This is a genomic window from Formosa haliotis, assembly GCF_001685485.1.
In the GTDB taxonomy this organism is placed as follows: Bacteria; Bacteroidota; Bacteroidia; order Flavobacteriales; family Flavobacteriaceae; genus Formosa; species Formosa haliotis.
Genome location: NZ_BDEL01000001.1, coordinates 2,063,648 through 2,088,816, shown reverse-complemented (window position 1 = coordinate 2,088,816; position 25,169 = coordinate 2,063,648). Strand labels below are relative to the sequence as shown.

Here is a 25,169-nt window from a genome sequence, read left to right as displayed (position 1 = left end):
ACAAAAAGTTGTGGAGTACAAAAAATTGGAAGACCTTTGAATAAAAGAAATACATGTCCTCAGACACTCTATTATCAATTGCTAATTTATTACTTCCAGAAGTTTTAGTAACCTATTTTGACTTAACTAAGCATGAGGTTAAAGCTGAAGAAATTCATTTTTATTTCACAGAACTAAACAATGCACCATTGGATCATAAAGATGAAAAACTACACTCTAAAGGTTTTTTTCCAGAAGCTAGTATTCAGGATTTCCCCATAAGAGGTAAGAATGTTTTCTTACATATCACTAGACGAAGATGGATTAATCAAGACACTAATAAAGTGGTTACAAGGGATTGGAAATTAGTAGCAAAAGGCACTAGAATGACTAGTGAATTTGCTGCTTTTTTAAAAGAACTCTATTAGTAATAATGCTTCTTGCACAACTCTGGTCGCTAAATTCTATGGAGTAAACCCTAGAAGTATGCAAAGACAATATAAAGATTATTTAAGTGACTTTAAATCTTGGGATCAAAAGTCGCATGCAAGAAATTGGATGTTATTTCCTCAAAACATCGGGGGTTACCTTTCATTGGACGAAACAGCTTTCTCCAATGGTGATTTATATACCATAATAACAAATAAATCCGCAAAAGGAAAGACAGGAGCTATAATAGCAATGGTAAAAGGAACCAAAGCTGAAACGGTTATTAATATACTACGCAAAATCCCTCTAAAACAAAGAAGTAAGGTTAAGGAAGTAACTTTAGATATGGCTGGAAATATGGGACTGATAGTTAAGAAATCATTCCCCAATGCGACATTGGTTATAGATCGTTTCCATGTTCAAAAATTAGCACTAGATGCATTACAAGAGATTAGAATTAAGCATAGATGGGATGCTATAGACCTAGAAAACGATGCTATAGAAAAAGCAAGAAGTAAATCCCTGAAGTTTACCCCTGAACTCCTTAAAAATGGAGATACACTCAAACAGTTACTCGCTAGAAGCAGATATTTACTATACAAATCAAGTTCAAAATGGACTAAAAATCAATCTCAAAGAGCGGAAGTTCTATTTCAGAGATATCCAGATTTAGAAAAGGCATATAATCTATGTCAGAACTTATCATGGATATTTAATAATTCAAAAGATAAAACATCTGCATTAATTAGACTAGCGAAATGGGATGAAAAAGTAAGAAAAGCGGAGTTTAAAAGCTTTAATACAATAGCAAGAACCATGTCTATTCATTACAAAAATATACTAAATTATTTCGATAACAGAAGTACAAACGCATCGGCTGAATCTTTCAATGCTAAAATAAAAGCTTTTAGAGCACAATTTAGAGGTGTCAGAAATATAGATTTTTTCTTATTTAGACTAGCATCTATTTATGCGTAATATATAAATCCCACAACTTTTAGACTTGATCCGTAGTATTATTGGTTGACAATTAAGAAACCGTTTAAAAAGCAAAAACCCCGAAAACGTAAAGTTTTCAGGGTTTTCTGGTGGTGCCTCCAGGAATCGAACCAGGGACACAAGGATTTTCAGTCCTTTGCTCTACCAACTGAGCTAAGGCACCAGTGCGTAATTGCGAGTGCAAATATATATCCTTTTTATTGTTCTCCAAAATAAATTTTATAAAAAATGCTTTTGTAAATTAGCATTTCTAATAATTTGATATGAATTTAATAATAGATGTTGGAAATTCGTTTGTGAAACTTGCTGTTTTTGAAGCGGATAGAATTTTTGATAAAGAAATTGTACGGGCAGAAAATTTTTTAGAAAAATTTAAAAAATTTATTGAAAAGCATCAAAATATAGAGAAGGGTATCCTGTCTTCGGTAGGAAATTTATCAGAATTAGATGTTTTAGCCATAAAACAGTCTTGTAAATTATTGCAACTAGATCATAACACACCAGTGCCCTTTGTAAATCAATATGCCACACCTTCAACTTTAGGTATAGATCGTATTGCGTTGGTAAGTGGCGCTGTGTCGCAATTTAAAAACAAAAATGTGTTGGTGATAGATGCAGGAACATGCATTACTTACGATTTTGTATCTAGCGACGGAATTTATCACGGCGGTGGAATTTCTCCAGGATTAAATTTAAGATATAAGGCCTTAAATAATTTTACGGCAAAATTACCGTTGTTAGAACCAGAGATGCCTATAAATCTTATTGGCGACTCTACACGAGCTTCAATTCATTCTGGAATTGTATTCGGAATTTTAAATGAAATAGATGGAAACATTTTAAATTACCAAGAACAATTTGGAGATTTAACAGTTATTTTAACAGGAGGTGACACGAATTTCTTGTCTAAGCAATTAAAAAGTAGCATATTTGCGATCTCGAATTTTCTTTTAGAAGGATTGAACTCAATTTTACAATTTAATTCACAAGAATGATAAAAAAACTTGTATTAGTTTTTATTGCTGCTTTTGCAGTTAATAGTTATGCTCAAAGTGGTGGTACATCTTCACCTTATTCGTATTACGGTATAGGTAGTCAGAAATTCAGGGGAACTGTGGAGAATAGAAGTATGGGTGGCCTTAGTGTTTATAATGACAGTATCCATATTAATCTTCGAAATCCAGCATCTTACGCTACAGAAAATCTAAAAGGCTATAATAACGAAAGTCGTCCAGTAAAATTTGCTATTGGAGGAAGTTATACAAGAACTAGCTTAGAAAGCGAAAATAATTCAGATAATTCCAACTCATCTACTTTCGACTATATTGCCTTATCTATTCCTATTGGTCGATTTGGTGTAGGAATTGGTTTAATGCCTTATACTTCTGTAGGATATAAGTTAAACACACATCATGACGATGGTTCTATTAACGATCGCTTTGATGGAGAAGGAGGTTTAAATAATGTGTTTTTATCGGTTGGGTATTTAGTAACCAAAGGATTAAGTGTAGGTGTTGAGGCTAGATATGGTTTCGGAAACCTTAAAAATAGCGTTATAGAGTATGTGTATGATACAGACGGCTTACTTTTAAATTATCAAACCAAACAAAATAATAGATCCGATTTAAGCGGAATTAGTTTTAATCTAGGAGCGTCGTATACGACTATGATTAACGATCGATTTGAGTGGGTAACATCGGCAACTTACTCGCCTAGCAATGTGTTACATTCGCAAAATTCTAGAACATTTTCTACCATTACCATTAATCCTACTACAGGATCGGAAACTATTGTCGATGTTATAGATGGAGAGCAATCGCTTATCGATGCAGGTCGTTTAGAGACCGAAGTAGATGTGTCTTCGCAATTTACCGTAGGTACAGGTATTGGTCAGCCAAGACAATGGTTTGTTGGGGTAGAAGGTACTTTTAGACAAACTTCTAAATTTGCAAACGAACACAACGAAAGTCCGAATGTATCCTATAAAGATGCCGTTGGTATGTCTTTAGGAGGATTTTATATTCCAAATTATAATGCCTTTACGGGATATTGGAATCGCGTAGTATATCGCGCTGGATTTAGAACAGAAAGTACGGGCTTAGTTGTTAATGATGAGTCGATTAATGAATTTGGCATATCTTTTGGTGCAGGTTTACCATTAGGCACCATTTTTTCTAATGCCAATATTGGATTTGAGATTGGAAAAAGAGGAACAACAAATAAAAATTTAATTCAAGAAAATTTTTTTAATTTTAACGTCAGTTTATCTTTAAACGACAGATGGTTTGTAAAACGTAAATATGATTAATTATTACTCAAAATAAAAACGATGAAAATGAAAGTTACTTTAATAGTAGCACTATTGTGTTTAGGGCTAACTAATAGTTTTGCTCAAAGTCAAGAAGAATGTACAACTAAATTATCTATCTTTCACGAGTACGTAAAAGCTAAAAATTTTGATGCTGCATACGAGCCTTGGATGGCTGTTAGAAAGGCCTGTCCTAAATTTAATAAAGCGATCATTATTGATGGTAACAAGATTTTAGATCATAAAATCGAAAAATCTGCAGGAGCAGAAAAGAAGGCATTTATCGAAGACCAAATGAAACTTTGGGACGAAGAGTTAACAAACTTTCCAAGTAGAACAACTCAAGGAGAAGTTTTAGTTCAAAAAGCCCAATTAATGTACGATAACAAAGCGGTATTAGGATTATCAGATTTAGATGTTTATAACGCGTTCGATAAAGCTTATACTACAGATAAGGATAACTTTAAAAGTCCAAAAGGATTATATACTTACTTCTCTTTAATGGTAGATTTATATGACGCTAAAGAAAAATCGGCTCAAGATTTATTTAACAAATACGATGACGTTGTAGAGCGTGTAGATGCAGAAGTAGCAAATTACTCTGAAGATTTAAATAAATTAATTGCTAAAGAAGAAGCTGGTACTGCCTTAACAAGTAAAGAATTACAATACAAAAAAATGTACTCTAGTTACCTAGATGCTTACGATAAGATTGGTGGTAGTATTAATGGTAAATTAGGAGAGCGTGCTAATTGTGAAAACTTAATTCCGTTATACGAAAAAGATTTCGAAGCTAACAAAACAAATGCAGTTTGGTTACAAAGAGCAGCAGGAAAAATGTCTGAGAAAGAATGTACAAGCGACCCATTATTCTTTAAATTGGTAAATGCATACCACGATTTAAAACCTTCGGCTAACTCTGCATACTACTTAGGAATCTTAAAAGATAAAGAAAACAAAAGTAGCGAAGCACTTAAGTATTACGAGCAAGCTTTAAGTTTAGAAACAGATTCTTATAAGAAAGCTAAATTATACAGTAAAATTGGAGATAAATTAAAGAAACAACACTCTTACAGTAAAGCGAGAAGCTACTACCGTGAGTCTTTAAGTTTAAACCCATCAAACGGTCGTCCTCACTTACAAATCGCATCTATGTATGCAGCAAGTGCTAACGATTGTGGAGATACAAACTTTAACAAACGTGCTGTATTCTGGTTAGCTGCAGACGAAGCTAGTAAAGCTGGTCGTGTAGATCCAACTTTAAAATCTCATGCTTCTCAATCGGCTACAAGTTATAGAGCTAAAGCACCTCAAAAATCAGATATCTTCTCTGAGGGGAATGCTGGACAAACTATTAAAATTGGATGTTGGATTGGTTCTAGTGTAACTGTACCAAACCTATAATATGTTTTTTAAACATCATAAATGTATACTCATGGTCATAGCGTTTGCTATGACCATGTTTGTTTCTTGTAGTAAAGGCTTAGAACAAGTTAGTAACACGGCTTTTTCTGTAAACGAACCAGGAGGTGTAGCCGAAGATATTAACTTAAAATATACCGATTCTGGCAGGCTAAAAGCCAATTTGCTTAGTCCAAAAATGTTAGATTACTCGAATAGAGAGTTTTCATTTTCAGAATTTACAGAAGGCATTAATTTATATATTTACGATAAGGATAGAAATAAAAGTACCATTATTTCAGATTATGCCATTGTTTACGATAAAACAGGTTTAATCGATTTGCAAGGTAATGTTATGCTCTCTACAGCTACTAACGACACGCTATTTGCAGACCAATTATATTACGATCAGGCCAAACAATGGCTTTCTACAAACCAACCCGTAACGTTTAGAACCGGAGGTGATTTAATTCACGGAAATGGTTTCGATTCCGATGTTAAATTCGAAGAAGCCGAAGTGCTAGAAATTAACGGAATTATTACACTTGACGAATAATTCGTTACCTTTACTTTAAATTTAATTTACCCTAAATCATGAATAACGCTTTTAAGATTTTTCAATACGCGTATTTGGCTTTTGCTTTATATTTTTTATATGATGTAATTACAAAATATATGAATACAGGAGTTATTACATATTCTTCGCTGTTACTTTGTATAGCAGCAACTTTTATGTTTTTCTTCAGACAGAAATTCAATAAGAAATTTAAAATAAAGACGAATAGTTGTAAATGAGTTCTGCTATTATAATCATTATACTGTCCTTAATTTTATCTGCATTTTTTTCGGGTATGGAGATTGCCTATGTGTCGTCTAATAAAATCCATATCGAAATCGAAAAAAAACAAAAAGGATTTCTTGCCAAAATCTTAACCAAGCTTACGGCTAAACCTTCTAAATTTATTGCCACCATGCTTATTGGAAACAATATAGCCTTGGTTATTTATGGGTTTTTTATGGGCGATTTGTTAGTAGAATGGTTTCAGTCTATGTTGCCATCGGGATCTGCATTTATAGATTATATGCTAAACGATCTTAGTTTGTTAACTCAAACCGTAATCTCGACACTTATTATATTAATTACTGCAGAATTTTTACCAAAAGTATTTTTCCAGATTTATGCCAACAACCTACTAAAAGTCTTTGCTGTACCGGCTTATATTTTTTACGGTTTGTTTTCTTGGGTTTCAGATTTTGTGTTATGGATTTCAGACTTTGTTTTAAAACGTTTTTTTAAAACCGAAGGCGATCAAGTGCAGTTAGCCTTTTCTAAGGTAGAGCTAGGAAATTATATTACAGAGCAAATGCAATCGGTTGAAGAACATGACGAAGTCGATTCCGAAATTCAGATTTTTCAGAATGCATTAGAATTTTCGGAAGTAAAAGCCCGAGAAGTCATGGTGCCACGAACCGAAATTATAGCCGTAGAACTTCATGAATCGACTAAGGTTTTAAACAGTTTATTTACAGAAACAGGCTGTTCTAAAATAATCGTATATAAAGATACTATAGATGATATTTTGGGGTACGTACATTCTTTTGAGTTGTTTAAAAAACCGAAAACTATCAAGTCTATTTTATTACCAGTAGAGCTTGTTCCAGAGACCATGCTTATTAAAGATGTGTTGAGTGTGCTTATAAAAAAGCGAAAAAGTATCGCGGTGGTTTTAGATGAATATGGCGGGACTTCTGGGATTATGACAGTAGAAGATATCGTGGAAGAATTGTTTGGCGAAATAGAAGATGAACACGATACTGTAGACCTTATAGAGGAAAAAATAGACGATGATAATTATACCCTATCTGCTAGGATAGAAGTAGATTATTTAAACGAAAATTATAAATTAAATATTCCGGAAAGTGAAAATTACGAGACGCTTGGTGGATTTATAGTTAACCATACCGAAGAAATTCCTGCTCAGGATGAAGTGGTTGTAGTAGGAGATTTTCAGTTTAAAATTCTTGAAGTATCTAATACAAAAATCGACTTAGTCGCACTATCTAAAGTTAAGCCCGACTAATTTGTCTAAATCCTAGAAATTAAATGAATTATTGATGTTTTCTGCTTTTATTATTAAATAGAAAATGGTATTTTCGCGCCCAATATTTCATATAATTTAAATGACAAATGGCAGTTTTAAATAAAATTAGACAACGTTCACTTTTCTTAATCCTAATTATTGCATTAGCATTATTTTCTTTTGTACTATCTGGATTGTTCCAAAATGGTAGTGCTTTATCAAATAAATCTCAAAATGTAGTTGCTACTATTAACGGGAAAGAAATTTCTAGAGAAGATTTTTTACGTAAAGTAGAATTTGCACAAAGACAAATGGGGCAAGGTGTTACTAACACACAAGCTATGAACCGTGTTTGGGAGCAAGAAGTGAGACAAGCTGTATTAGAATCTCAATATAAGCCATTAGGGTTTAGTGTAGAGCGCGATCAAATGAGAGATTTGTTAAGAACAAATTTATCTAATAGCCCTGAATTCCAAAATGAAGCTGGTTTATTCGACGAGAATAAATTAAATGAATATATCGCTAGTTTAAAAGCTACGTCGGCTGAAGCATACCAACAATGGGTAGATTACGAACAATCTATTGCAGAAAGCGGCATGCAACAAGACTATGTAAATATGGTTAAGGCGGGTGTTAATGGTACTTTAGCAGAAGGAAAAGTAGAGCATGATTTAGAAAACAATAAAGTAGATATTAAATATGTACAAGTACCTTTTTCTTCAATTGTAGATAGTACGATTACAGTGTCTAAGTCTGAAATTTCAAGCTATATTAACGATCATAAAAAAGAATTTGAAGTAGAAGCTTCAAGAGATATCAATTATGTAGAGTTTAGAGAAATTGCTTCTTTAGAAGACGAAAAAGAAATTTCTGCAGGTTTAACGAATCTTCTAAATAACTCTGTTGTTTATAACGATGTGACTAAAGCTAACGATACCGTTTTAGGTTTCGCAAATGCTAAGGATGTAGAATCTTTTGTAAACTCTAATTCAGATATTAAATACGATAATCGTTTTGTGTTTAAATCTGCTTTACCAAAAGTATTAGCCGATAATTTATACGATAAAACGCCAGGAGCGGTTTACGGACCTTATAAGGATAACGGATTTTTTAAACTTTCTAAATTAGTTGAAGAAACCTTTATGCCAGACTCGGTAAAAGCAAGACACATTTTAATTCCATTTATCGGTTCTCGTGCGGCTACAGCAGAAACTGTACAAACAAAAGCAGAAGCTAAGAAAACAGCAGATAGCGTTATGGCTATTGTAAAAGCAAATCCTTCTAAGTTTGTAGATGTATTAGACTTATCTGTAGATAAAGTAAGTAACGAGAAAGAAGGTGTTCTAGACTGGTTTACATATAATGCTATGGTACCAGAATTTAGAGATTATGCTTTCGGAAATCGTAAAGGTGATGTTGGTGTGGTAAAAACAGATTTCGGTTACCACGTTGTAGAAATATTAGATCAAACTGATAAAGAAAAAGCGGTTAAAATTGCAACTATTGCTAGACAAATAGAGCCATCTGACGCTACAGTAGATAAAGTGTTTAGAGATGCTTCTAAATTTGAAATCGCAGTTGCCGACAAAGATTTTCAAGCGGTTTCTAAAGAAAACAATTACACTGTTCGTCCGGTAAAAGGTATCGAGATCTTACAAGAAAATATTCCTGGATTAAGTAATCAACGTCAAATTGTACGTTGGACATTTAACGAAGAGACTAATGTAGGAGATGTAAAGCGTTTTAATATTCCAGGCGGATATGCTATTGTACAATTAGCGGCTAAAAACAAAGCGGGATTAATGACTACAGATAATGCATCTGCTATTGTAGTGCCTAAAATTCGTAAAGAGAAAAAAGCTGAAATTATTAAAGACCGTGTTAAAGCAACAACTTTAGACGCTTTGGCTTCAGAAGAAAATCAATCTATTAGAACAGCTTCAGCTTTAAATATGAAGAATCCAACGATTTCTGGAGCAGGAAGAGAGCCTCGTATTGTAGGTGCTGCTTTCGGATTAAAAGAAGGAGAAACTTCTAAGTTGTTAGTTGGTGATAATGGTGTGTATATGGTTGAAGTTACTAAAGTAACTCCAGCAACAGAATTAGATAATTACCAAGCGTTTGCTAACCGCGTTGGTCAACAAAAAGCAAATGCTGTTAATACTAAATTATATCAAGCTTTAAAAGATGCTTCAGAAATTGAAGATAATAGAGCAGAAACTGTACAATAAATATCAGTTATACCTTATAAAAAAAATCCTCATCAAACGATGAGGATTTTTTTGTTCTATAAAGTCTCGTTCTAAAACAATACATTAATTTTTAAGTGAAATGAAGATGACTGTCGAGTGAAGTCTTTCTAGTTTCTCTTTACTTGCAAAAGTATAACGCTTTTAAATCGAATCTCGAGGCTTCGCGATATCGCAAAATTTTGCCTCGTAGCTTTTGGTTGACTAAAGGATATGCTAAAGTATCATGTCTTTATAAGGCAGTATGGTGTGATATCCTTTGTCTTTGAAATAACTCGTGGGATCTTCATGAGAAGTTACCATAACAAAATCGCCTCCCCAAGCGCCTAAGCTTTTAATGCTTCCGGTAAAATCATGGAAAAGTAATTGTTTAACTGGTTTCAACTGAATGATGTTTGCTATAATCGCTTCATGTGCTTCAACTAAGCCGTTAAAGCGATCTAGGTTGTCGCATGTAATAAGTTCTGATGTTATACTGTTTACTGCTTTAATAGCCTCGGAATGATCTGAGGTATTGGCTTTAAAATGAGCAATGCCATCGCGGCTGTTTTGTTTCTTATTTAAATGAACAAAATATATGCAATCAGAAAAATTAGGATGAAAATTTACAGACTTTACTATTGGCGATTTTCCGTTTAATCGATACGTAATAGGAGTGTTGTTAGACGCGCAAGCAATGTCGTAACCACTACCTCCAAAAGTGCGTTCTAAGAGGGTAAACGGATTTATATTTGCCCAACTCGCGATGTTGTTTATTAAAGTTGACGAGGTGCCTAAACCCCAATTTGTAGGAAAATCTAAATATGTTTTAATAGCAAGGCCAAGCTCAGGTTTTAAAAACTCCGGATTTAAAGTTTTTGCAGCGTTTAAAATAGAGGCTAGCCTTAGGGTAAGATCGTTTTCTATCTCGGGTTGCAAGGTGCCATGAATATCCTTAAAAGTGGCTTCTAGCCAGCACTCATTGTTATTGTTATAACTTTGCCATGTTAATAATGGCTCGGAAATAGATTCAACACTTAACGATTGTCCAAATTTAGATGGTAAAGCTAAAGCTTCTGCCCCATTAAGCACAAGGTATTCGGCCGAAATTAATAATTTTCCGTTGCTATAAAACGATTCCATTAGCGACGTAGTTTTTCTAAAGCATCAACAACAGCGCTATGCGATACGGTATGTGTTTTAAAATGATTTACCAAAATAGCTTTTTCTTCAGTATTCGCTTCAAACTGATTTAGGATGTTCATTAAATGCATTTTCATATGGCCTTGCTGTATTCCAGTCGTTGTTAACGATCTTAATGCCGCAAAATTTTGGGCTAATCCGGCAACGGCAACCACTTGCATAAATTCTTTAGCCGATGGTTTATGGAGCATCTCTAACGATAACTTTACCAAAGGGTGTAAGTTGGTTAAGCCTCCTACGGTTCCTAAAGCTAAAGGAATTTCCATCCAAAAAGTAAAAATGCCATCTTCAATTTTAGCATGCGATAAACTACTATATGATCCGTTTCTAGCCGCGTAGGCATGTACCCCGGCTTCAATAGCTCTAAAATCGTTACCCGTAGCGAGTACCACAGCATCAATACCGTTCATAATACCCTTATTGTGTGTTACGGCTCGGAAAGGTTCTATTTCAGCAATTTTAACAGCTTGTATAAATTTATTAGCAAATTCTTCGGCAGGAATTGCTTCGTTTTCGGTTAAATCTTCAACCTTGCAGCTTACTTCGGCACGTACCAAACAGTCAGGAACATAGTTAGAGAGGATGCTCATAACAATATCTATGTGCTTTTCTTTGGCGGTAAATCCATCAAATTTTAAAGCTTCACTTTTAAATGTTTTTGCAAAAGCTTCTAAACAGGAATTTATAAAGTTTGCGCCCATAGCATCGGCGGTCTCAAACGACACATGCAATTGGAAATAGTTAGGAATTTCGGCAGTTTTATCGCGTAATTCAATATCAATAATCCCGCCGCCACGCTTTTCCATGTTTTTAGATAGCTGTTTTACGGCGTCTAAAAGTTTGGGTTTTACAGTGGTGAAAAAGTGCTTTAAATGGTCGGTATCGCCTAAATACATAAAATGCACTTGTCCGATTTTTGTAGTAGAAATTACGCTTGTTTTAAATCCGCCACGATCCAACCAAAATTTAGCAGCTTTACTGGCTGCAGCAACCACCGAACTTTCTTCGATAGCCATAGGGATCGTGTACATTTTACCATTTATTAAAAAATTGGGAGCAACACCAAGCGGTAAATAATAATTGGTGATGGTATTTTCGATAAATTCGTCGTGTAACTGTTGAAGTTTGTCGTTGGAATTCCAATATTGTTTTAATATAGATTTGGTGTTTTCTTGATTAGCAAAATAGGTGCTAACAATCCAATCTATTTTTTTGATTTTGATAGTTTCGAAAAACCTGAAATCGTTTTGCTCATGCATTTATTATTTAACAGAACAAATATAGTACTTATTGAGTGTTTTAGGGAGGTTAAACCGTCAGATTATCTATATAAACTGTTAATTGAGTCGGTAATTTCGTTAATTTTTAGTAAACTTGGGGGCTTTTAAAATATCCCTATATTAACTTTTTAATTTAATTTATTTCGTGAAGTATTTTACTCCTTTCCTGCTAACATGTTTTCTATGTTCAGGCCTAGTATTCGCACAACAAAAACAGATAACATTAGAAGAAATTTGGAATGGCGGTTTTAGAACCGAAGGTATGGAAGCCTTACATTCTATGGCTAACGGTCAGCAATATTCTGTATTAGATTTTAACAGACAAACCCGATCTACAGCTATCGATATTTACGATTATAAAACGCTTAGCAAAGTGAAAACGCTAGTGAGTTCTTCAAATTTAGCGGATGTCGATTATTTTACAGATTATACTTTTAGTGAAGATGAAAGCAAAGTGCTTTTAGCGACAAATGTAGAGTCTATTTTTAGGCATTCTACACTAGCTAATTATTATGTTTTTGATACCGCTACAGGTAAAATTACAGGTGTTGCAGAAGATAAAATTCAGGAACCTACATTTTCGCCAGATGGTACCAAAGTGGCTTATGGTTTAAACAATAATTTGTTTGTAAAGGATTTAAAAACGGGTGCTACAACAAAGATTACTACAGACGGTTTAGATAATAAAATTATTAATGGTATTACCGATTGGGTTTACGAAGAAGAATTTGCTTTTGTACGTGCCTTTGAATGGAATACAGCTAGTAACAAGATTGCTTTTATTCGTTTTGATGAATCTAACGTTCCTGAGTTTTCTATGGATGTGTTTGGAACCGATTTGTATCCAAAACAAGAGGTGTTTAAGTACCCGAAAGCAGGAGAGCCAAACTCTGTCGTATCTTTACATGTTTTCGATTTGGCCAAAAACAAAACCACAGCCATTAGTTTAGATAAAAGCTATTCCGATTTTTATATTCCTAGAATTAAGTGGACAAATAACGCCGATGTTTTAAGTGCACAATACAGTAACAGACATCAAAATGAGTTGGATTTATGGATGATAAATACCTCAAATCAAACTTCAAAATTAGTGCTTACAGACAAAGATCCTGCTTATGTAGATGTAACCGATAACTTAACATTTTTAGATGATAATAGTTTTATTTGGACAAGTGAAAAGGACGGATATAATCATATCTATCATTACAAGCAAGACGGAAAACTTATTAATCAGATAACCAAAGGCGATTGGGAAGTGACTAACTATTATGGATTTGATAAAAAATCGAAAAAGTTGTTTTATCAGTCTGTAGAAAACGGATCTATAAATCGCGATGTTTACAGTATTGGTTTAAACGGAAAAGGAAAAACACGTTTATCTGAAAAAGATGGAACTAACTCGGCGTCGTTTAGTGCTGATTTCACCTATTTTATTAACACTTATTCTAGTGCAACAACTCCTCCTTTATATACTTTAAACGATTCTAAATCTGGTAAAGTAATTAAAGTGATTAAGGACAACAAAGCCTTGTCGAATAAACTTTCGCAGTATGCCATTTCTAAAAAGGAATTTAGTACGATAAAAGTAAATGGCAACGATTTAAACATGTGGATGATTAAACCTGCAAATTTTGATGCGTCTAAAACATATCCTTTATTTATGTATCAATATTCGGGGCCAGGATCGCAACAAGTAGCAAATAGTTGGTTAAGTGCTAACGATTATTGGTACGAAATGTTGGCGCAAAAAGGTTATATTGTAGCTTGTGTAGACGGACGTGGAACGGGGTTTAAAGGCGCAGCTTTTAAAAAAGCGACTCAAAAAGAATTGGGTAAATACGAATTAGAAGACCAAATTGCAGCGGCAAAACAATTAGGCGATTTAGCGTATATCGATAAAGACCGAATTGGAATTTGGGGCTGGAGTTTTGGAGGATTTATGAGTAGTAATGCTATTTTTAAAGGGAACGATGTCTTTAAAATGGCTATAGCCGTGGCACCTGTAACAAGCTGGAGATTTTACGATTCTATTTATACAGAGCGCTACATGACGACTCCACAGGAAAATCCATCGGGCTACGATGAAAATTCACCAATTAATCATGTAGATAAATTAAAAGGCGACTTTTTATTAGTGCATGGTACGGCCGATGATAATGTACATGTTCAAAATTCAATGCGTATGATTGAAGCCTTAATTCAAGCAAACAAACAGTTTGAGTGGATGATATACCCAGACAAAAATCACGGTATTTATGGCGGCAATACCCGTTTACATTTATATACTAAAATGACTAATTTCTTAGATAGAACTCTAGGAGATAAACTATAATTTAATAATAGCAATCCTTTAACAACCCCTTAATTAACAAAACAAATTATTTTATGGCAAATTCAATTGATGTTAAACAGAAAGAATTATTTGGTCATCCAGTAGGTCTTTATATTTTATTCTTTACAGAAATGTGGGAGCGGTTTTCTTACTATGGAATGCGAGCCTTGCTTGTGTTATATATGGTAACACAAACCACTGGAGATGAAAGAGGACCAGGTTTAGGATGGACCAATCAAGAAGCCTTAGCATTATATGGATGGTACACCATGTTGGTTTATGTTATGTCTATTCCAGGAGGTATGATTGCCGATAAATTAATCGGCCAGAAAAAGGCGGTATTATACGGAGCTATTATTTTATGTTTAGGTCATGGTGTTTTGGTGCTTACAGATACTTGGGCGTTTTATACCGGTTTAGGATTAGTAATTTTAGGAGTAGGTTTCTTAAAACCTAATATTTCAACTATGGTTGGAGGGCTTTATCAAGAGGGAGATATAAGACGAGATAAAGGTTTTAGTATTTTCTATATCGGAATTAACGTAGGCTCCTTATTGGCAACCTTAGTAGTTGGAAGTGTGGTTGCAGAATGGGGATGGCATGCCGGTTTTGGTCTTGCAGGTGTTGCAATGCTTTTGGGGCTTATGGTTTATTTATTTGGACAACGCTATTTAACAGAAGTTGGAAATCACGTTGTGGCTACGAATAAAGAAGATGAAGTATCTTATGGTGAATTATATTCTAAAATTTTAAAATCTCCAAAGCAGTTAATGATCTCATGTCTGCTATTACTTGTTTCTATTTATGGATGGATACAATTAGGATGGGGATATGGAGCTCTTTTTATATTTCTTACAGCAATAACGGTGCTTTTAATGATGATTTATAAAGATCTATCCTCTCAAATTTATAAAGATCGCTTTGTAGTGTTATTACTATCTTTTATAATGGTGATTATCTTCTGGGGAGCTTTTGAACAAGCTGGAGGGTTAATGAATATATACACAGACACGAAAACAGACCGTGTGCTTTTAGGCTGGGAAATTCCTACTATCATGTTCCAAAGTTTAAATGCCGGTTTTATCGTGATTTTTGCTACGGTTGTAGCCAATTTATGGGCGAAACGTAAATTAAAAGGTAAGGAAGCTTCATCATTATTTAAAATGGCGATGGGTATAATTATCATGGGATTCGGATTTTATTTATGGTGTTTGCTGTAATGGAATTCGAAAAATCGGGAACTTCTAGTATGCTTTGGTTAGTGTTAGCTTATTTTTTCCATACTATGGGAGAACTTTGTTTATCGCCTGTAGCTTTATCCTTTATTACAAAATTAGCTCCGGTAAAATATGCATCACTTATGATGGGGGTTTATTTTGCAGCTACAGGATTAGGTAGTAAAGTGGCTGGAATAGTAGGAGAATCTGCTAGCGCCTTTGGTGAATACACTATCTTTTTAGGAATTTTAGTTTTTACTGTGATTATAGGTACATTGTTTATTCTAATTTTAAAACCTTTAAAACGATTAACTCACGGTGCGGAAGATAATGAACATGAAGTAGCGCATTAAATTAAATAGCCCTAAATTAACTTAATTATTTAGCAATGAGTACTAGTACAACGAACTTTAGATTTGAAGGTTCCGACATGAACCGAAAATTGTTAATGGGACATCCATCGGGATTGTTCGTCTTATTTTTTACAGAAATGTGGGAGCGTTTTTCCTATTATGGAATGCGTGCCATTTTAGTGTTATTCTTAACATCTGCAATTATTGATGGTGGCTGGGCATGGAGTAGAGAGGATGCCTTAGGACTTTACGGAACCTATACGATGCTTGTTTATTTTTCACCGATTTTAGGAGGGATTTTAGCAGATAAAATATTTGGCTACCGTCGTGCTGTTGCAATAGGGGCATTAATTATGACCTTAGGACATGCGGCAATGGCATTCGATACACCTTGGAGTTTATACTTAGGAATTGGATTATTGGTTGCTGGAAATGGATTATTCAAACCGAATATTACATCTATTATTAATGGTGTTTATAAAAATGCTCAAGATAAAAAAGATGGTGCGTTTACTATTTTTTATATGGGTGTAAATGCAGGTGCATTTTTAGGAATTTTATTATGTGGATACATAGGTGAATCTGTAGGATGGCATTGGGGATTTGGTTTAGCTGGTGTTTTTATGTTCTTAGGAATGATTCAGTTTTGGTTAGCCCAAGGGATTTTTGGAAGAATAGGGCTATCGCCATCAGAAACTATTACCTTCGATGAGGAGCATAAAGAAAATGGAGAAAACACAGCTGTTGAGAAAGAAGAAATAGTGTCTTCTAAGGTTCAAAGAGATCGTTATATTGTGGTTGGGATTTTAGCCTTTTTCACTATTTTCTTTTGGGCCGCTTTCGAGCAGGCTGGTGGATCAATGACTATTTTTGCTTCAGATTATACAAATCGTGTTTTAGAAGGGAACTCTGCTTTAGCATTTAGAATTGCAAATACATTACTTACGGTAATACCATTATTAATAATTACCTACGTGCTATTACAATTGTTTAAAATTACCTTTAGTAAATATCGGGTATCAAATCTTGCATTAGGCTTAAGTTTTGCGATTATTTGGGGAATTGTAATTTACATGTTAAATGAACAATTTTCTCAAGAGAATACCGAAATTCCAGCATCATGGTTCGGTATATTAAATTCATTTTATATTATTGCTTTTGCGCCTTTAGTATCCAAAATATGGGAAAGTAAATACAATCCACCAGCAACCGTTAAATTCGGAATGGGCTTAGTTTTATTAGGTCTTGGTTTTGGGGTTTTAGCATATGGTTCGGCTAGTATTCCGCAGGGAGCTCAAACAGCTTCTGTTAGCATTATTTGGCTAATTCTTGCTTATTTATTGCATACCCTAGGAGAGTTGTCTTTATCTCCAGTAGGCCTATCTTATGTTAGTAAATTAGTGCCAGCTGCTAAAATCGGACTTATGTTTGGATTATGGTATATCGCTGTTGGTCTCGGAAATAAATTAGCAGGGACTATGGGAGGATTAATTGATAAAATTACTGCAGCGTACGATATGAGTACTTTCTTTTTAATTTTTACTGTAGTACCAATAGTAGCAGGCTTACTTGTAATGTCTCTAACTAAAGTCATGAACAAACTGATGCACGGTGTGCGTTAATTATACAATACGTTAAAAAACAATAAAAGCATCTTCGTTGTAAGGTGCTTTTGTTATTTTAGACCATTACTAACAAATTCAATATTTTAAACTTAAGGTATGTTAATAAAAAAAGGGATGTTCTTATTGGTGCTTTTATGCTCCATAGGAGTTATAAATGCTCAGGAAATAAAATGGATGTCTTATAATGAGGCTGTTGAACTTCAGAAAAAAGAACCTAAGAAAATGATGATGGATGTGTATACCAACTGGTGTGGTCCTTGTAAAATGTTAGACAAAAACACTTTCGGAAATAAGGACGTAATAGACTATGTTAATGCTAATTATTACGCTGTTAAATTTAATGCAGAAGGGGATGAATCTATCTTATTTAACGATGTAACTTTAGGCAATCCTCATTTCGATCCAGCAAAGACAAACAAACGTAATAGTGTACATGAGTTTACAAGAAAGCTTGGGGTGAATGCCTATCCGACGATAGTGTTTTTCGATGAAAACGGTGCACTTTTAGCCCCAATTAGAGGATATCAAAAACCACAACAATTAGAGTTGTATTTAAAGTTGTTTAAAGAGGATAAACATAAAGAGATTAAAACGCAAGAAGAGTTTACAAGCTATTATGAAAGTTTTGTGCCAGAATTTGTGCCATAACGCTTAGTCATCTATTAAAAAGAAAAGCGCCCTTTTTACCTGTTTGGTAGAAAGGGATTTTTTTGTTTTTACAGGTCGTTTCCCAACGACTTATATACGATTTGTAGTTGCTACCATCTGCAATTATTTGTTTCGGAACTAAGGAATCGATCAAGCGATTTAAATTGACTTTAGGCGAATTGCTAAGCACAATATAATGGGGGTTAAACCCTTTAATAGTATACACCGCCGAACTATCTACTACAAGCAATCTTTTGTCGAGAACATTGTATACAGATTTTAACGGCGTTGTAGCTGTTCTTTTTATTTCATTGGAAATTATATAGCTTTTTAACGGATATTGTTTTGTTGCTAAAGAGGAGTCCGATGTGCTGTGTATAAAAAGTGAATAGGCCTTTCGTTCGGCTAAAATACTTTCTCTGTTTTTATGAAATAATATCCATTCTTGAGATTGTACTTGCCAGCGGTTGTAAATAAAGGTGAGCTGTAGTGTTATGCAAGCCAATAACACAAAGGCTACCGATTTAAACTTCGGAGTTGTATAAACATAAATCAGGCAGAGTATTAGTAAATATATGGCCAAAACGGAATTGAGTTTAATAGAAATAGAATCAAAAATGAATTGATCCTGACTCGCAACCCATGTAACAAAGCCATTCATAAACCCAATTGTTTTGTTTAAAATTAGAACCAATAGCGGTGGAAGTAGTTGTAAAGTAGCCAGAACATTTACTAAAATTCCAAACCCCAGTATATAACCTAGTAACGGCACAATAATTAAATTAGAAAGGAAAAAAAGTCCGGGAAATTGATGAAAATAAAATAGGCTAACGGGTAAAACCCCAATTTGTGCTGCAAAAGTTACCGTTGTGGTATTCCAGAGGATATTGGTTAGTTTATGTTTCGGGATCCATAGCTTATAAAAAAGAGGTTGAAAGGTAACAATACTTAATACCGCCAAATAGCTTAATTGAAATCCGACATCGTAAAGGAGTAGTGGATTCCATAGTAATAATAAAAAGGCCGAAATAGCCAGAGTATTATAAATATTAGTGGGTCTGTTAGAATTTAAACTTATGGCTACTAATGTAAACATAAGCGTAGCTCTGGAAACCGAAGGAGATAACCCTGTTAAAAAAGCAAAACACCACATTAAGGCAACAATGCAAATTGTTTTAATAACTTTTCCATGTGTTACACGTTCTATGGGTTTGAAGAGGAAATTTAGAATAAGAAGTAAAATACCAACGTGTAAACCCGATACAGCCAAGATGTGTACTGCGCCTGCTTTCGTGTAATTTTTATACAAGGTTTCCGAAAGGTCTTGCCGTTGCCCCAGTAATAAAGCGTGTAATACCGCTAACTGATCGTTACCAAAACTATATTGTTGTAAGCGGTCTCGTACAAAAGTATTCACCTTATAAGCAACTCCTAGAAGGCTTGTATGGTTATGTGCTAATTTTAGTAACTGATTTGGGCTAGCAACTATTTGATGATAAATATACCGCCGTTCTAAATAGGCTTTATAATCAAATTGATTGGGATTTAAAGGTGGTGTAATCTCTTGAAATTTTTCAGTTGTTAAGAAAACGTCATCAATCTTAAATTGGCGGGTTAGTGTATCTTTTTTAATATTTAGTAAAGATGTGCCTGTAACCTTTTCATTATTAATTTTTAAAATTTCAACAATGTATTTGTCGTAATAAGCATTAGGTTTTAATACCTCTCGAATTTTAATTGTTATTTTGTTTGATTCAGTATTTAGCCGAGAATAATGGCTTTTTTGAAGTTTTTCGTTATGTACATTTACGGTGAAAACCCCGATGAAGAAGGTTAAAATAAAAGCTGTAATTCCAAAAGAAGCAGGAGGTTTAAAGTTAGTCTTATGAGAAAACCAAATGCTGCCTAACAATACAAGTAGTAAGGCGCAAGCAAGTAAACTCCAAAATAAGGGAATGTTATAGGCATGGCCAAAACAAATACCTAGTATTATAAGGAGCGTTAGTTTTACAAGTATAAAGCTAAACAACTTCATACCAGTAAGATACTAAATATTAGAGAATTCTGCGCGCCTCTTTAAAAGAATAATACCAGTAACGTTCTGCTAAAGAAGAGGTTATAACACCTTTGCTTGTTGTAGAGTGAATAAATTCTACATTCCCAGTTCGAGAAGAAACCACTAAACCAACATGATTAATGGTTTTTCGGTTTGGGTTGGTATGAAAGAATAATAAATCGCCCACCTTAACATCATCAATATCTATTTTTACGCCTTCTTTAGCCATGTCGCGAGAAACTCGAGGTAAATTAATATTGTAGGCTTTAAAAGACTCGAATACTAAACCCGAACAATCCATGCCTTTTTTTGTAGTGCCTCCAAATTTATAACGTACACCTTCAAACTGTTTGGCATAATCTACGATCTCTATACCTATGCGCTTTAAATCGTCGTAGTTCTCGGGAGCTAAAACCACAACATCATCATTTCCGGTATCACTGTTTTGCGTAGGCGAAACTGAAACTTGGGGTGACGAGGCAGGTCTAGAGCTAGTAGATTTTTTAGAAGATTTACAGCTGCTTACAATAAGAAGTAAGCAAAGTATAACTACGGATTTATGCATATTAGGTGTTTGATTTTAGGGCTTTGTAAATGAGGCTTGCTGCTTTTTGGCTTGCACCTTTACCGCCAAGTTTCTTTTCTAAATCGTAATAATTAATAAAGAATTTGGTGCGTTCGTAAGGGTTTAAAATGAGGTTGAGTTCTTTTTTTAAATTTTCAGAATTAAAATCATCTTGAATAAGTTCGGTAACTATAGGTTTATCCATGATTAAATTCACTAATGAAATATATTTTAAAGTTACAATTCGTCTCCCTATTTGGTAAGACAACCAACTGGCTTTATAGCAAACCACTTGTGGTACTTTAAACAAAGCGGTTTCTAGTGTTGCTGTACCAGAGGTTACTAATGCAGCGTAAGAGACACTTAGTAAATCGTAGGTTTTATTATTAACAAAACTAACATTTGTGTTCTTAATAAAGGTTTGGTAAAAACTAAAATCCTGACTAGGTGCTCCTGCAATAACAAATTGATATTTTGGATAATCGTCAATAATACTAAGCATAACGGTAAGCATCTTGCTTATTTCTTGCTTTCTGCTTCCGGGAAGTATGGCAATAATTGGTAAAGTGCTTAATCCGTGCTCTGCTCTAAATTCATATTCATCAACCTGAGTTCGGTCAGAAATAGCATCAATTAATGGGTGTCCTACAAAGGTAACATCGTAATCATAGGTTTCATAAAACGGTTTTACAAACGGCAAAATAACATACATGGCATCGATGTCGCGTTTAATATCTTTAACGCGTCCCGCTCTAGAGGCCCAAACTTGTGGCGAAATATAATAGTTGGTAGTGAAGTTATTTGCTTTGGCCCATTTGGCAATACGCAAATTAAAACCAGAATTGTCTATAAAAATAATAACGTCTGGTTGGTATTGCAGTATATCTTGTTTACAGAAAGATATGGCTTTAAAAATTTTAGATAAATTCATGATAACCTCAGAAAACCCCATAAAGGAACGTTCCTTATAATGGCTTACTAAAGTACCACCTACATGTTGCATAAGATCGCCTCCCCAAAATCTAAAGTCAGCGTTAATGTCTTCTTTCTGTAACGCTTTCATTAAATTCGAGCCGTGTAAATCTCCCGAAGCTTCTCCTGCAATAATGTAATATTTCATTATAAAAATTTAAAAATGAAGGTAAACACTGCTATACATAAGGTAGCCAATAAAACTCCTCTTGCTCTATAATCCTGTTTCTTTTTTATATACACAAAAAATGCGGCCAAATTAAGAATGGCACCCAAACTCATTAATTTTCCTAAAAATCCTTCAGCAGATGCCGCTTTAATTACGGTAATAGCATCATCGCCTTGGCCAAGTAAAGTAGCGGCTAAAAATAAGCCTATGGCATTGGCAATAATTCCCACTATAAATCCTATGAAAACTTCTTTTTTAATCATTTAAATTCCAAGTATTAATTTGTTTAATGCTTTGGTACGCTGTTAAATCGAATTGTACAGGCACAACAGAAACATAATTATTTTCTAACGCCCATTCGTCTGTATCTTCACCTTGATCTAAATTTACAAACTTACCAGCCAGCCAGTAATAATCTTTTCCCATCGGACTTTGGCGCTTATCGAATTTCTCCACCCAATTGGCTTTAGCTTGTCGGCAAACCCGAATCCCTTTAATATCTTTTTTATTTTTATTCGGAATATTAACATTCAGGACAACACCTTCGGGTAAACCATTTTTTAAGGCACGTTCTGTAATCGTTTTTATGAAAGATTCGGCATGCTCAAAATTAGCATTCCAATTGAAGTCAAGTAAAGAAAATCCAATGGCAGGAATCCCTTCAATACCAGCTTCAATAGCGGCACTCATGGTTCCCGAGTAAATAACATTGATAGATGAGTTGGAGCCGTGATTAATACCAGAAACACAAAGGTCTGGTTTACGCTTTAAAATTTCGCGAACCCCAAGTTTAACACAGTCGGCAGGGGTTCCCGAACAACTGTACTCCGATTGAGGACCGTTGTCGATATGAATTTTTTCTACATATAAAGTAGAATCTACTGTTATGGCATGGCCCATTCCACTTTGTGGACTATCTGGAGCGACAACTACAACATCTCCAATGGTATTCATTATTTTTATAAGAGTTCTTATCCCCGGTGCAGTAATGCCGTCGTCGTTTACAACCAGGATAAGTGGTTTTTTAGACATATTTTTAGATTTGAAAACGCATTGCTAAAATACATAAAATATGCATGAAACTTCTAATTTGTTCAGTTTAACAAAAAATTACGGCTCTTGTATTTTTATTGGCATAGTTTTTTCTCTACTTTAGTGAAAAATATACGATGCACTTTTACAGGCTTATGAAAAGGAATTATAGATATTTAGTTTTACTGTTGTTATTAGCATTCGCTTCTTGCAGTTTTACTACCAAAACATTCAACAATCCAGATAAGGATAAATTATTAATACAAGTTATTACTTATGTGCTTGAACGCGGTCATTTCGACCCTAAAACTTTAGATGATAATTTTTCTGAAGACGTTTTTAATAATTATTTAAAGGCCATAGATCCTTTAAAACGTTATTTCTACGAATCGGACATCAAAGAATTTGAAAAGTATAAAGATAATATTGACGATCAATTAAAAGAGTACGATATTACTTTTTTTAATGTAACTCACGAGCGTTTAATTCAGAGAATAGAAGAGTCTAAAACCTTGTATAAAGAGGTTTTAAATGCACCTTTCGATTATACGGTAGATGAAGAATTCAATGCAGACTACAACGAGAAACCGTACGCGAAGTCTAAAAAGGAGATGAAAGATCGTTGGAGAAAGCAACTTAAATTTACTTCTATAGCGAATTACGACGATTTACAAACCGAGGAGCATCTTAAAAAACAAAAGGATCCAGCGTATACGTTAAAGTCTAACGATGACATGGAAAAAGAATCGAGAGCTTCTACCTTAAAAAATCTAGATAATTATTACACAGATTATATAGACGATTTAGAGCGTAATGATTGGTTTGCTATGTATGTAAATTCGGTTGTTGAAGAATTCGATCCACATACCTTTTACTTTGCTCCAGAAGATAAAGACCGTTTCGACCAACAAATGTCTGGTAAGTTAGAAGGAATTGGGGCTAGACTTCAGAAAAAAATGGACAATACCAAGATTATGGAATTAATTTCTGGTGGTCCAGCTTGGAGAGGAAAAGAGTTAGAGGTAGGAGATATTATTCTTAAAGTTCGTCAAGAAGGGGAAAAGGATGCCGTAAATATAGTTGGTATGCGTTTAGACGATGCCATTAAATTTATAAAAGGTCCTAAAGGCACAAAAGTGATTCTTACCGTAAAAAAGGTTGATGGTACAACAAAAGAAATTTCTATTGTTAGAGATGTGGTAGAGCTTGAAGAGACTTATGCGAAATCATCATTAGTTACTAAAGAGGATATCAAGTATGGGGTAATCAATCTTCCTAAATTTTACGTAGATTTTGAAAATTATAACAACAGAAATGCAGCTTCCGATATTAAAATCGAGATTGATCGTTTAAAAGAAGCGGGTATGGAAGGTTTGGTTTTAGATCTTAGAAATAATGGAGGAGGATCTTTACAAACTGTTGTAGATATGGCTGGATTATTTATTAAAGATGGTCCAATTGTACAAGTGCGCTCTACAGGCGAGCCTAAAGAAATTCTTAGAGATAAAGATGAATCTATAGAATGGGATGGGCCATTAGTTATTTTAGTAAACGAATTATCGGCTTCTGCTTCCGAGATTTTAGCAGCTGCTATGCAGGATTATAAACGTGCTATTATTATAGGTAGTAAACAAACGTATGGTAAAGGTACCGTTCAAAATGTATTAGATTTAAATAACTTAGTACGTAATAATAGCAATGGCGATTTAGGAGCGTTGAAATTAACCACTCAAAAATTCTACCGTATTAACGGAGGGTCTACTCAATTAGAAGGAGTAAAGAGTGATGTTATTGTTCCAGACCGTTATAGTTTTATAGATATTGGAGAAAAGGATCAAGTAAATCCGCTACCATGGGATAAAATTGCTGCCGCAGATTATACGGTATGGGGAAATTATTTCGATTACGATTCTACTATACAAAAGAGTAAAGATCGTATGAGCAATAATGAGCAATTAAAATTAATTGAAGAGAATGCAAAATGGATTAAACTAAAAATGGATGTAAATACCTTTAGTTTAAACTACGATAAATACAAAGAAAAGTTAGAGCTTAATGAGGCTGAAGCTAAGCGATTTGATAAAATATCGAATTACAAATCGAATTTAACGTATTCATCATTACCATACGAAGAAGCCCTATTTGTAAAGGATTCAACGTTAAGAGAAAAACGCGATCGCTGGCACGAAAGTTTAACACAAGATGTTTATGTAGAAGAAGCTGTTAATGTGCTTCAAGACTTAAAACTGTCATATACCATTAAAAAGGACGTGGCAAATGTGAAAAATTAAA

The 25,169-nt window shown here is 34.2% G+C and carries 18 protein-coding genes, 1 tRNA gene and 2 pseudogenes; 13 read left to right on the top strand and 8 right to left on the bottom strand.

All coding sequences use genetic code 11. The features are described from left to right. Positions 1–53 precede the first annotated feature (53 nt). Positions 54–407 carry an ISAon1 family transposase N-terminal region protein gene (locus tag A9D35_RS08540; protein WP_066220852.1) on the top strand — a complete coding sequence of 118 codons (354 nt, stop codon included), beginning with the start codon at positions 54–56 and terminating at the stop codon, positions 405–407. 58 nt (positions 408–465) lie between these two features. Continuing rightward, positions 466–1,386, top strand: coding sequence for an ISAon1 family transposase (locus A9D35_RS08535; protein WP_218017731.1), 921 nt, complete (start codon positions 466–468; stop codon positions 1,384–1,386). Between the two features lie 108 nt (positions 1,387–1,494). On the opposite strand, the gene A9D35_RS08530 is transcribed toward A9D35_RS08535, so the two are convergent. Continuing rightward, positions 1,495–1,570: transfer RNA gene (locus tag A9D35_RS08530), tRNA-Phe, on the bottom strand. Between the two features lie 100 nt (positions 1,571–1,670). Between A9D35_RS08530 and A9D35_RS08525 the strand changes: the two genes are divergently transcribed. The 6 genes from A9D35_RS08525 (at position 1,671) to A9D35_RS08495 (ending at position 9,428) form a co-directional block, all read left to right on the top strand. Continuing rightward, on the top strand, positions 1,671–2,402 hold the full coding sequence (locus A9D35_RS08525) for a type III pantothenate kinase (protein ID WP_066221606.1): 732 nt from the start codon (positions 1,671–1,673) through the stop codon (positions 2,400–2,402). Next, complete coding sequence (gene bamG / locus A9D35_RS08520; protein WP_066221604.1) at positions 2,399–3,715, top strand: BamG family beta-barrel-assembly machinery protein; 1,317 nt, start codon at positions 2,399–2,401, stop codon at positions 3,713–3,715. Before A9D35_RS08525 ends, bamG begins: the two co-directional genes overlap by 4 nt. 27 nt (positions 3,716–3,742) lie before the next feature. Further along, positions 3,743–5,119, top strand: coding sequence for a type 1 periplasmic-binding domain-containing protein (locus A9D35_RS08515; protein WP_235817874.1), 1,377 nt, complete (start codon positions 3,743–3,745; stop codon positions 5,117–5,119). Positions 5,120–5,150: 31 nt separating this feature from the next. Continuing rightward, on the top strand, positions 5,151–5,672 hold the full coding sequence (gene lptC, locus A9D35_RS08510; RefSeq protein ID WP_235817873.1) for an LPS export ABC transporter periplasmic protein LptC: 522 nt from the start codon (positions 5,151–5,153) through the stop codon (positions 5,670–5,672). A gap of 235 nt (positions 5,673–5,907) precedes the next feature. Further along, entirely contained in the window at positions 5,908–7,197 is a 1,290-nt protein-coding gene (locus A9D35_RS08500) for a hemolysin family protein (RefSeq protein ID WP_066221592.1), read from the top strand. 107 nt (positions 7,198–7,304) lie between these two features. Beyond that, the gene (locus tag A9D35_RS08495) at positions 7,305–9,428 is read left to right on the top strand and encodes a peptidylprolyl isomerase (RefSeq protein ID WP_066221590.1); all 2,124 of its coding nucleotides are present in this window, start codon (positions 7,305–7,307) and stop codon (positions 9,426–9,428) included. A gap of 234 nt (positions 9,429–9,662) precedes the next feature. Here A9D35_RS08495 and A9D35_RS08490 read toward each other — a convergent pair whose 3' ends face one another. Together A9D35_RS08490 and A9D35_RS08485 are read right to left on the bottom strand one after the other, a co-directional pair. Then, positions 9,663–10,568 (bottom strand): GYDIA family GHMP kinase, encoded by a 906-nt coding sequence (locus A9D35_RS08490; RefSeq protein WP_066221588.1) that lies wholly within the window; start codon positions 10,566–10,568, stop codon positions 9,663–9,665. Next, positions 10,568–11,883, bottom strand: a pseudogene (locus A9D35_RS08485) (hydroxymethylglutaryl-CoA reductase, degradative). Before A9D35_RS08485 ends, A9D35_RS08490 begins: the two are co-directional and overlap by 1 nt. Before the next feature lie 170 nt (positions 11,884–12,053). Here A9D35_RS08485 and A9D35_RS08480 point away from each other — a divergent pair. From A9D35_RS08480 to A9D35_RS08465, 4 genes and pseudogenes are all read left to right on the top strand, one after another. Next, positions 12,054–14,240, top strand: a complete 2,187-nt coding sequence (locus tag A9D35_RS08480) for a S9 family peptidase (protein ID WP_066221585.1) — start codon at positions 12,054–12,056, stop codon at positions 14,238–14,240. Positions 14,241–14,293: 53 nt separating this feature from the next. After that, positions 14,294–15,810: pseudogene (locus A9D35_RS08475) on the top strand (peptide MFS transporter). A 35-nt stretch (positions 15,811–15,845) separates the two neighbouring features. Beyond that, entirely contained in the window at positions 15,846–17,432 is a 1,587-nt protein-coding gene (locus tag A9D35_RS08470) for a peptide MFS transporter (RefSeq protein WP_066221583.1), read from the top strand. A gap of 99 nt (positions 17,433–17,531) precedes the next feature. Further along, a complete protein-coding gene (locus tag A9D35_RS08465; RefSeq protein WP_235817872.1) occupies positions 17,532–18,083 on the top strand; it encodes a thioredoxin family protein in 552 nt (183 codons plus the stop codon). A 7-nt stretch (positions 18,084–18,090) separates the two neighbouring features. Here A9D35_RS08465 and A9D35_RS08460 read toward each other — a convergent pair whose 3' ends face one another. Genes A9D35_RS08460 through surE form a run of 5 tightly spaced genes read right to left on the bottom strand, consistent with a single transcriptional unit; the run spans position 18,091 to position 22,877 of the window. Then, positions 18,091–20,118 (bottom strand): ComEC/Rec2 family competence protein, encoded by a 2,028-nt coding sequence (locus tag A9D35_RS08460; RefSeq protein WP_066221581.1) that lies wholly within the window; start codon positions 20,116–20,118, stop codon positions 18,091–18,093. Positions 20,119–20,137: 19 nt separating this feature from the next. After that, entirely contained in the window at positions 20,138–20,704 is a 567-nt protein-coding gene (locus tag A9D35_RS08455; RefSeq protein ID WP_066221578.1) for a C40 family peptidase, read from the bottom strand. A 1-nt stretch (position 20,705) separates the two neighbouring features. Next, on the bottom strand, positions 20,706–21,824 hold the full coding sequence (gene lpxB, locus A9D35_RS08450) for a lipid-A-disaccharide synthase (protein ID WP_066221575.1): 1,119 nt from the start codon (positions 21,822–21,824) through the stop codon (positions 20,706–20,708). Beyond that, positions 21,824–22,108: a hypothetical protein gene (locus A9D35_RS08445; RefSeq protein WP_066221572.1), complete on the bottom strand. Its 285-nt coding sequence runs from the start codon at positions 22,106–22,108 to the stop codon at positions 21,824–21,826. The genes lpxB and A9D35_RS08445 overlap by 1 nt, the downstream gene beginning before the upstream one ends. Beyond that, complete coding sequence (gene surE, locus A9D35_RS08440; protein ID WP_066221569.1) at positions 22,101–22,877, bottom strand: 5'/3'-nucleotidase SurE; 777 nt, start codon at positions 22,875–22,877, stop codon at positions 22,101–22,103. The genes A9D35_RS08445 and surE overlap by 8 nt, the downstream gene beginning before the upstream one ends. 155 nt (positions 22,878–23,032) lie before the next feature. Between surE and A9D35_RS08435 the strand changes: the two genes are divergently transcribed. Next, a complete protein-coding gene (locus A9D35_RS08435; protein WP_066221566.1) occupies positions 23,033–25,168 on the top strand; it encodes a carboxy terminal-processing peptidase in 2,136 nt (711 codons plus the stop codon). Position 25,169: the final 1 nt, after the last annotated feature.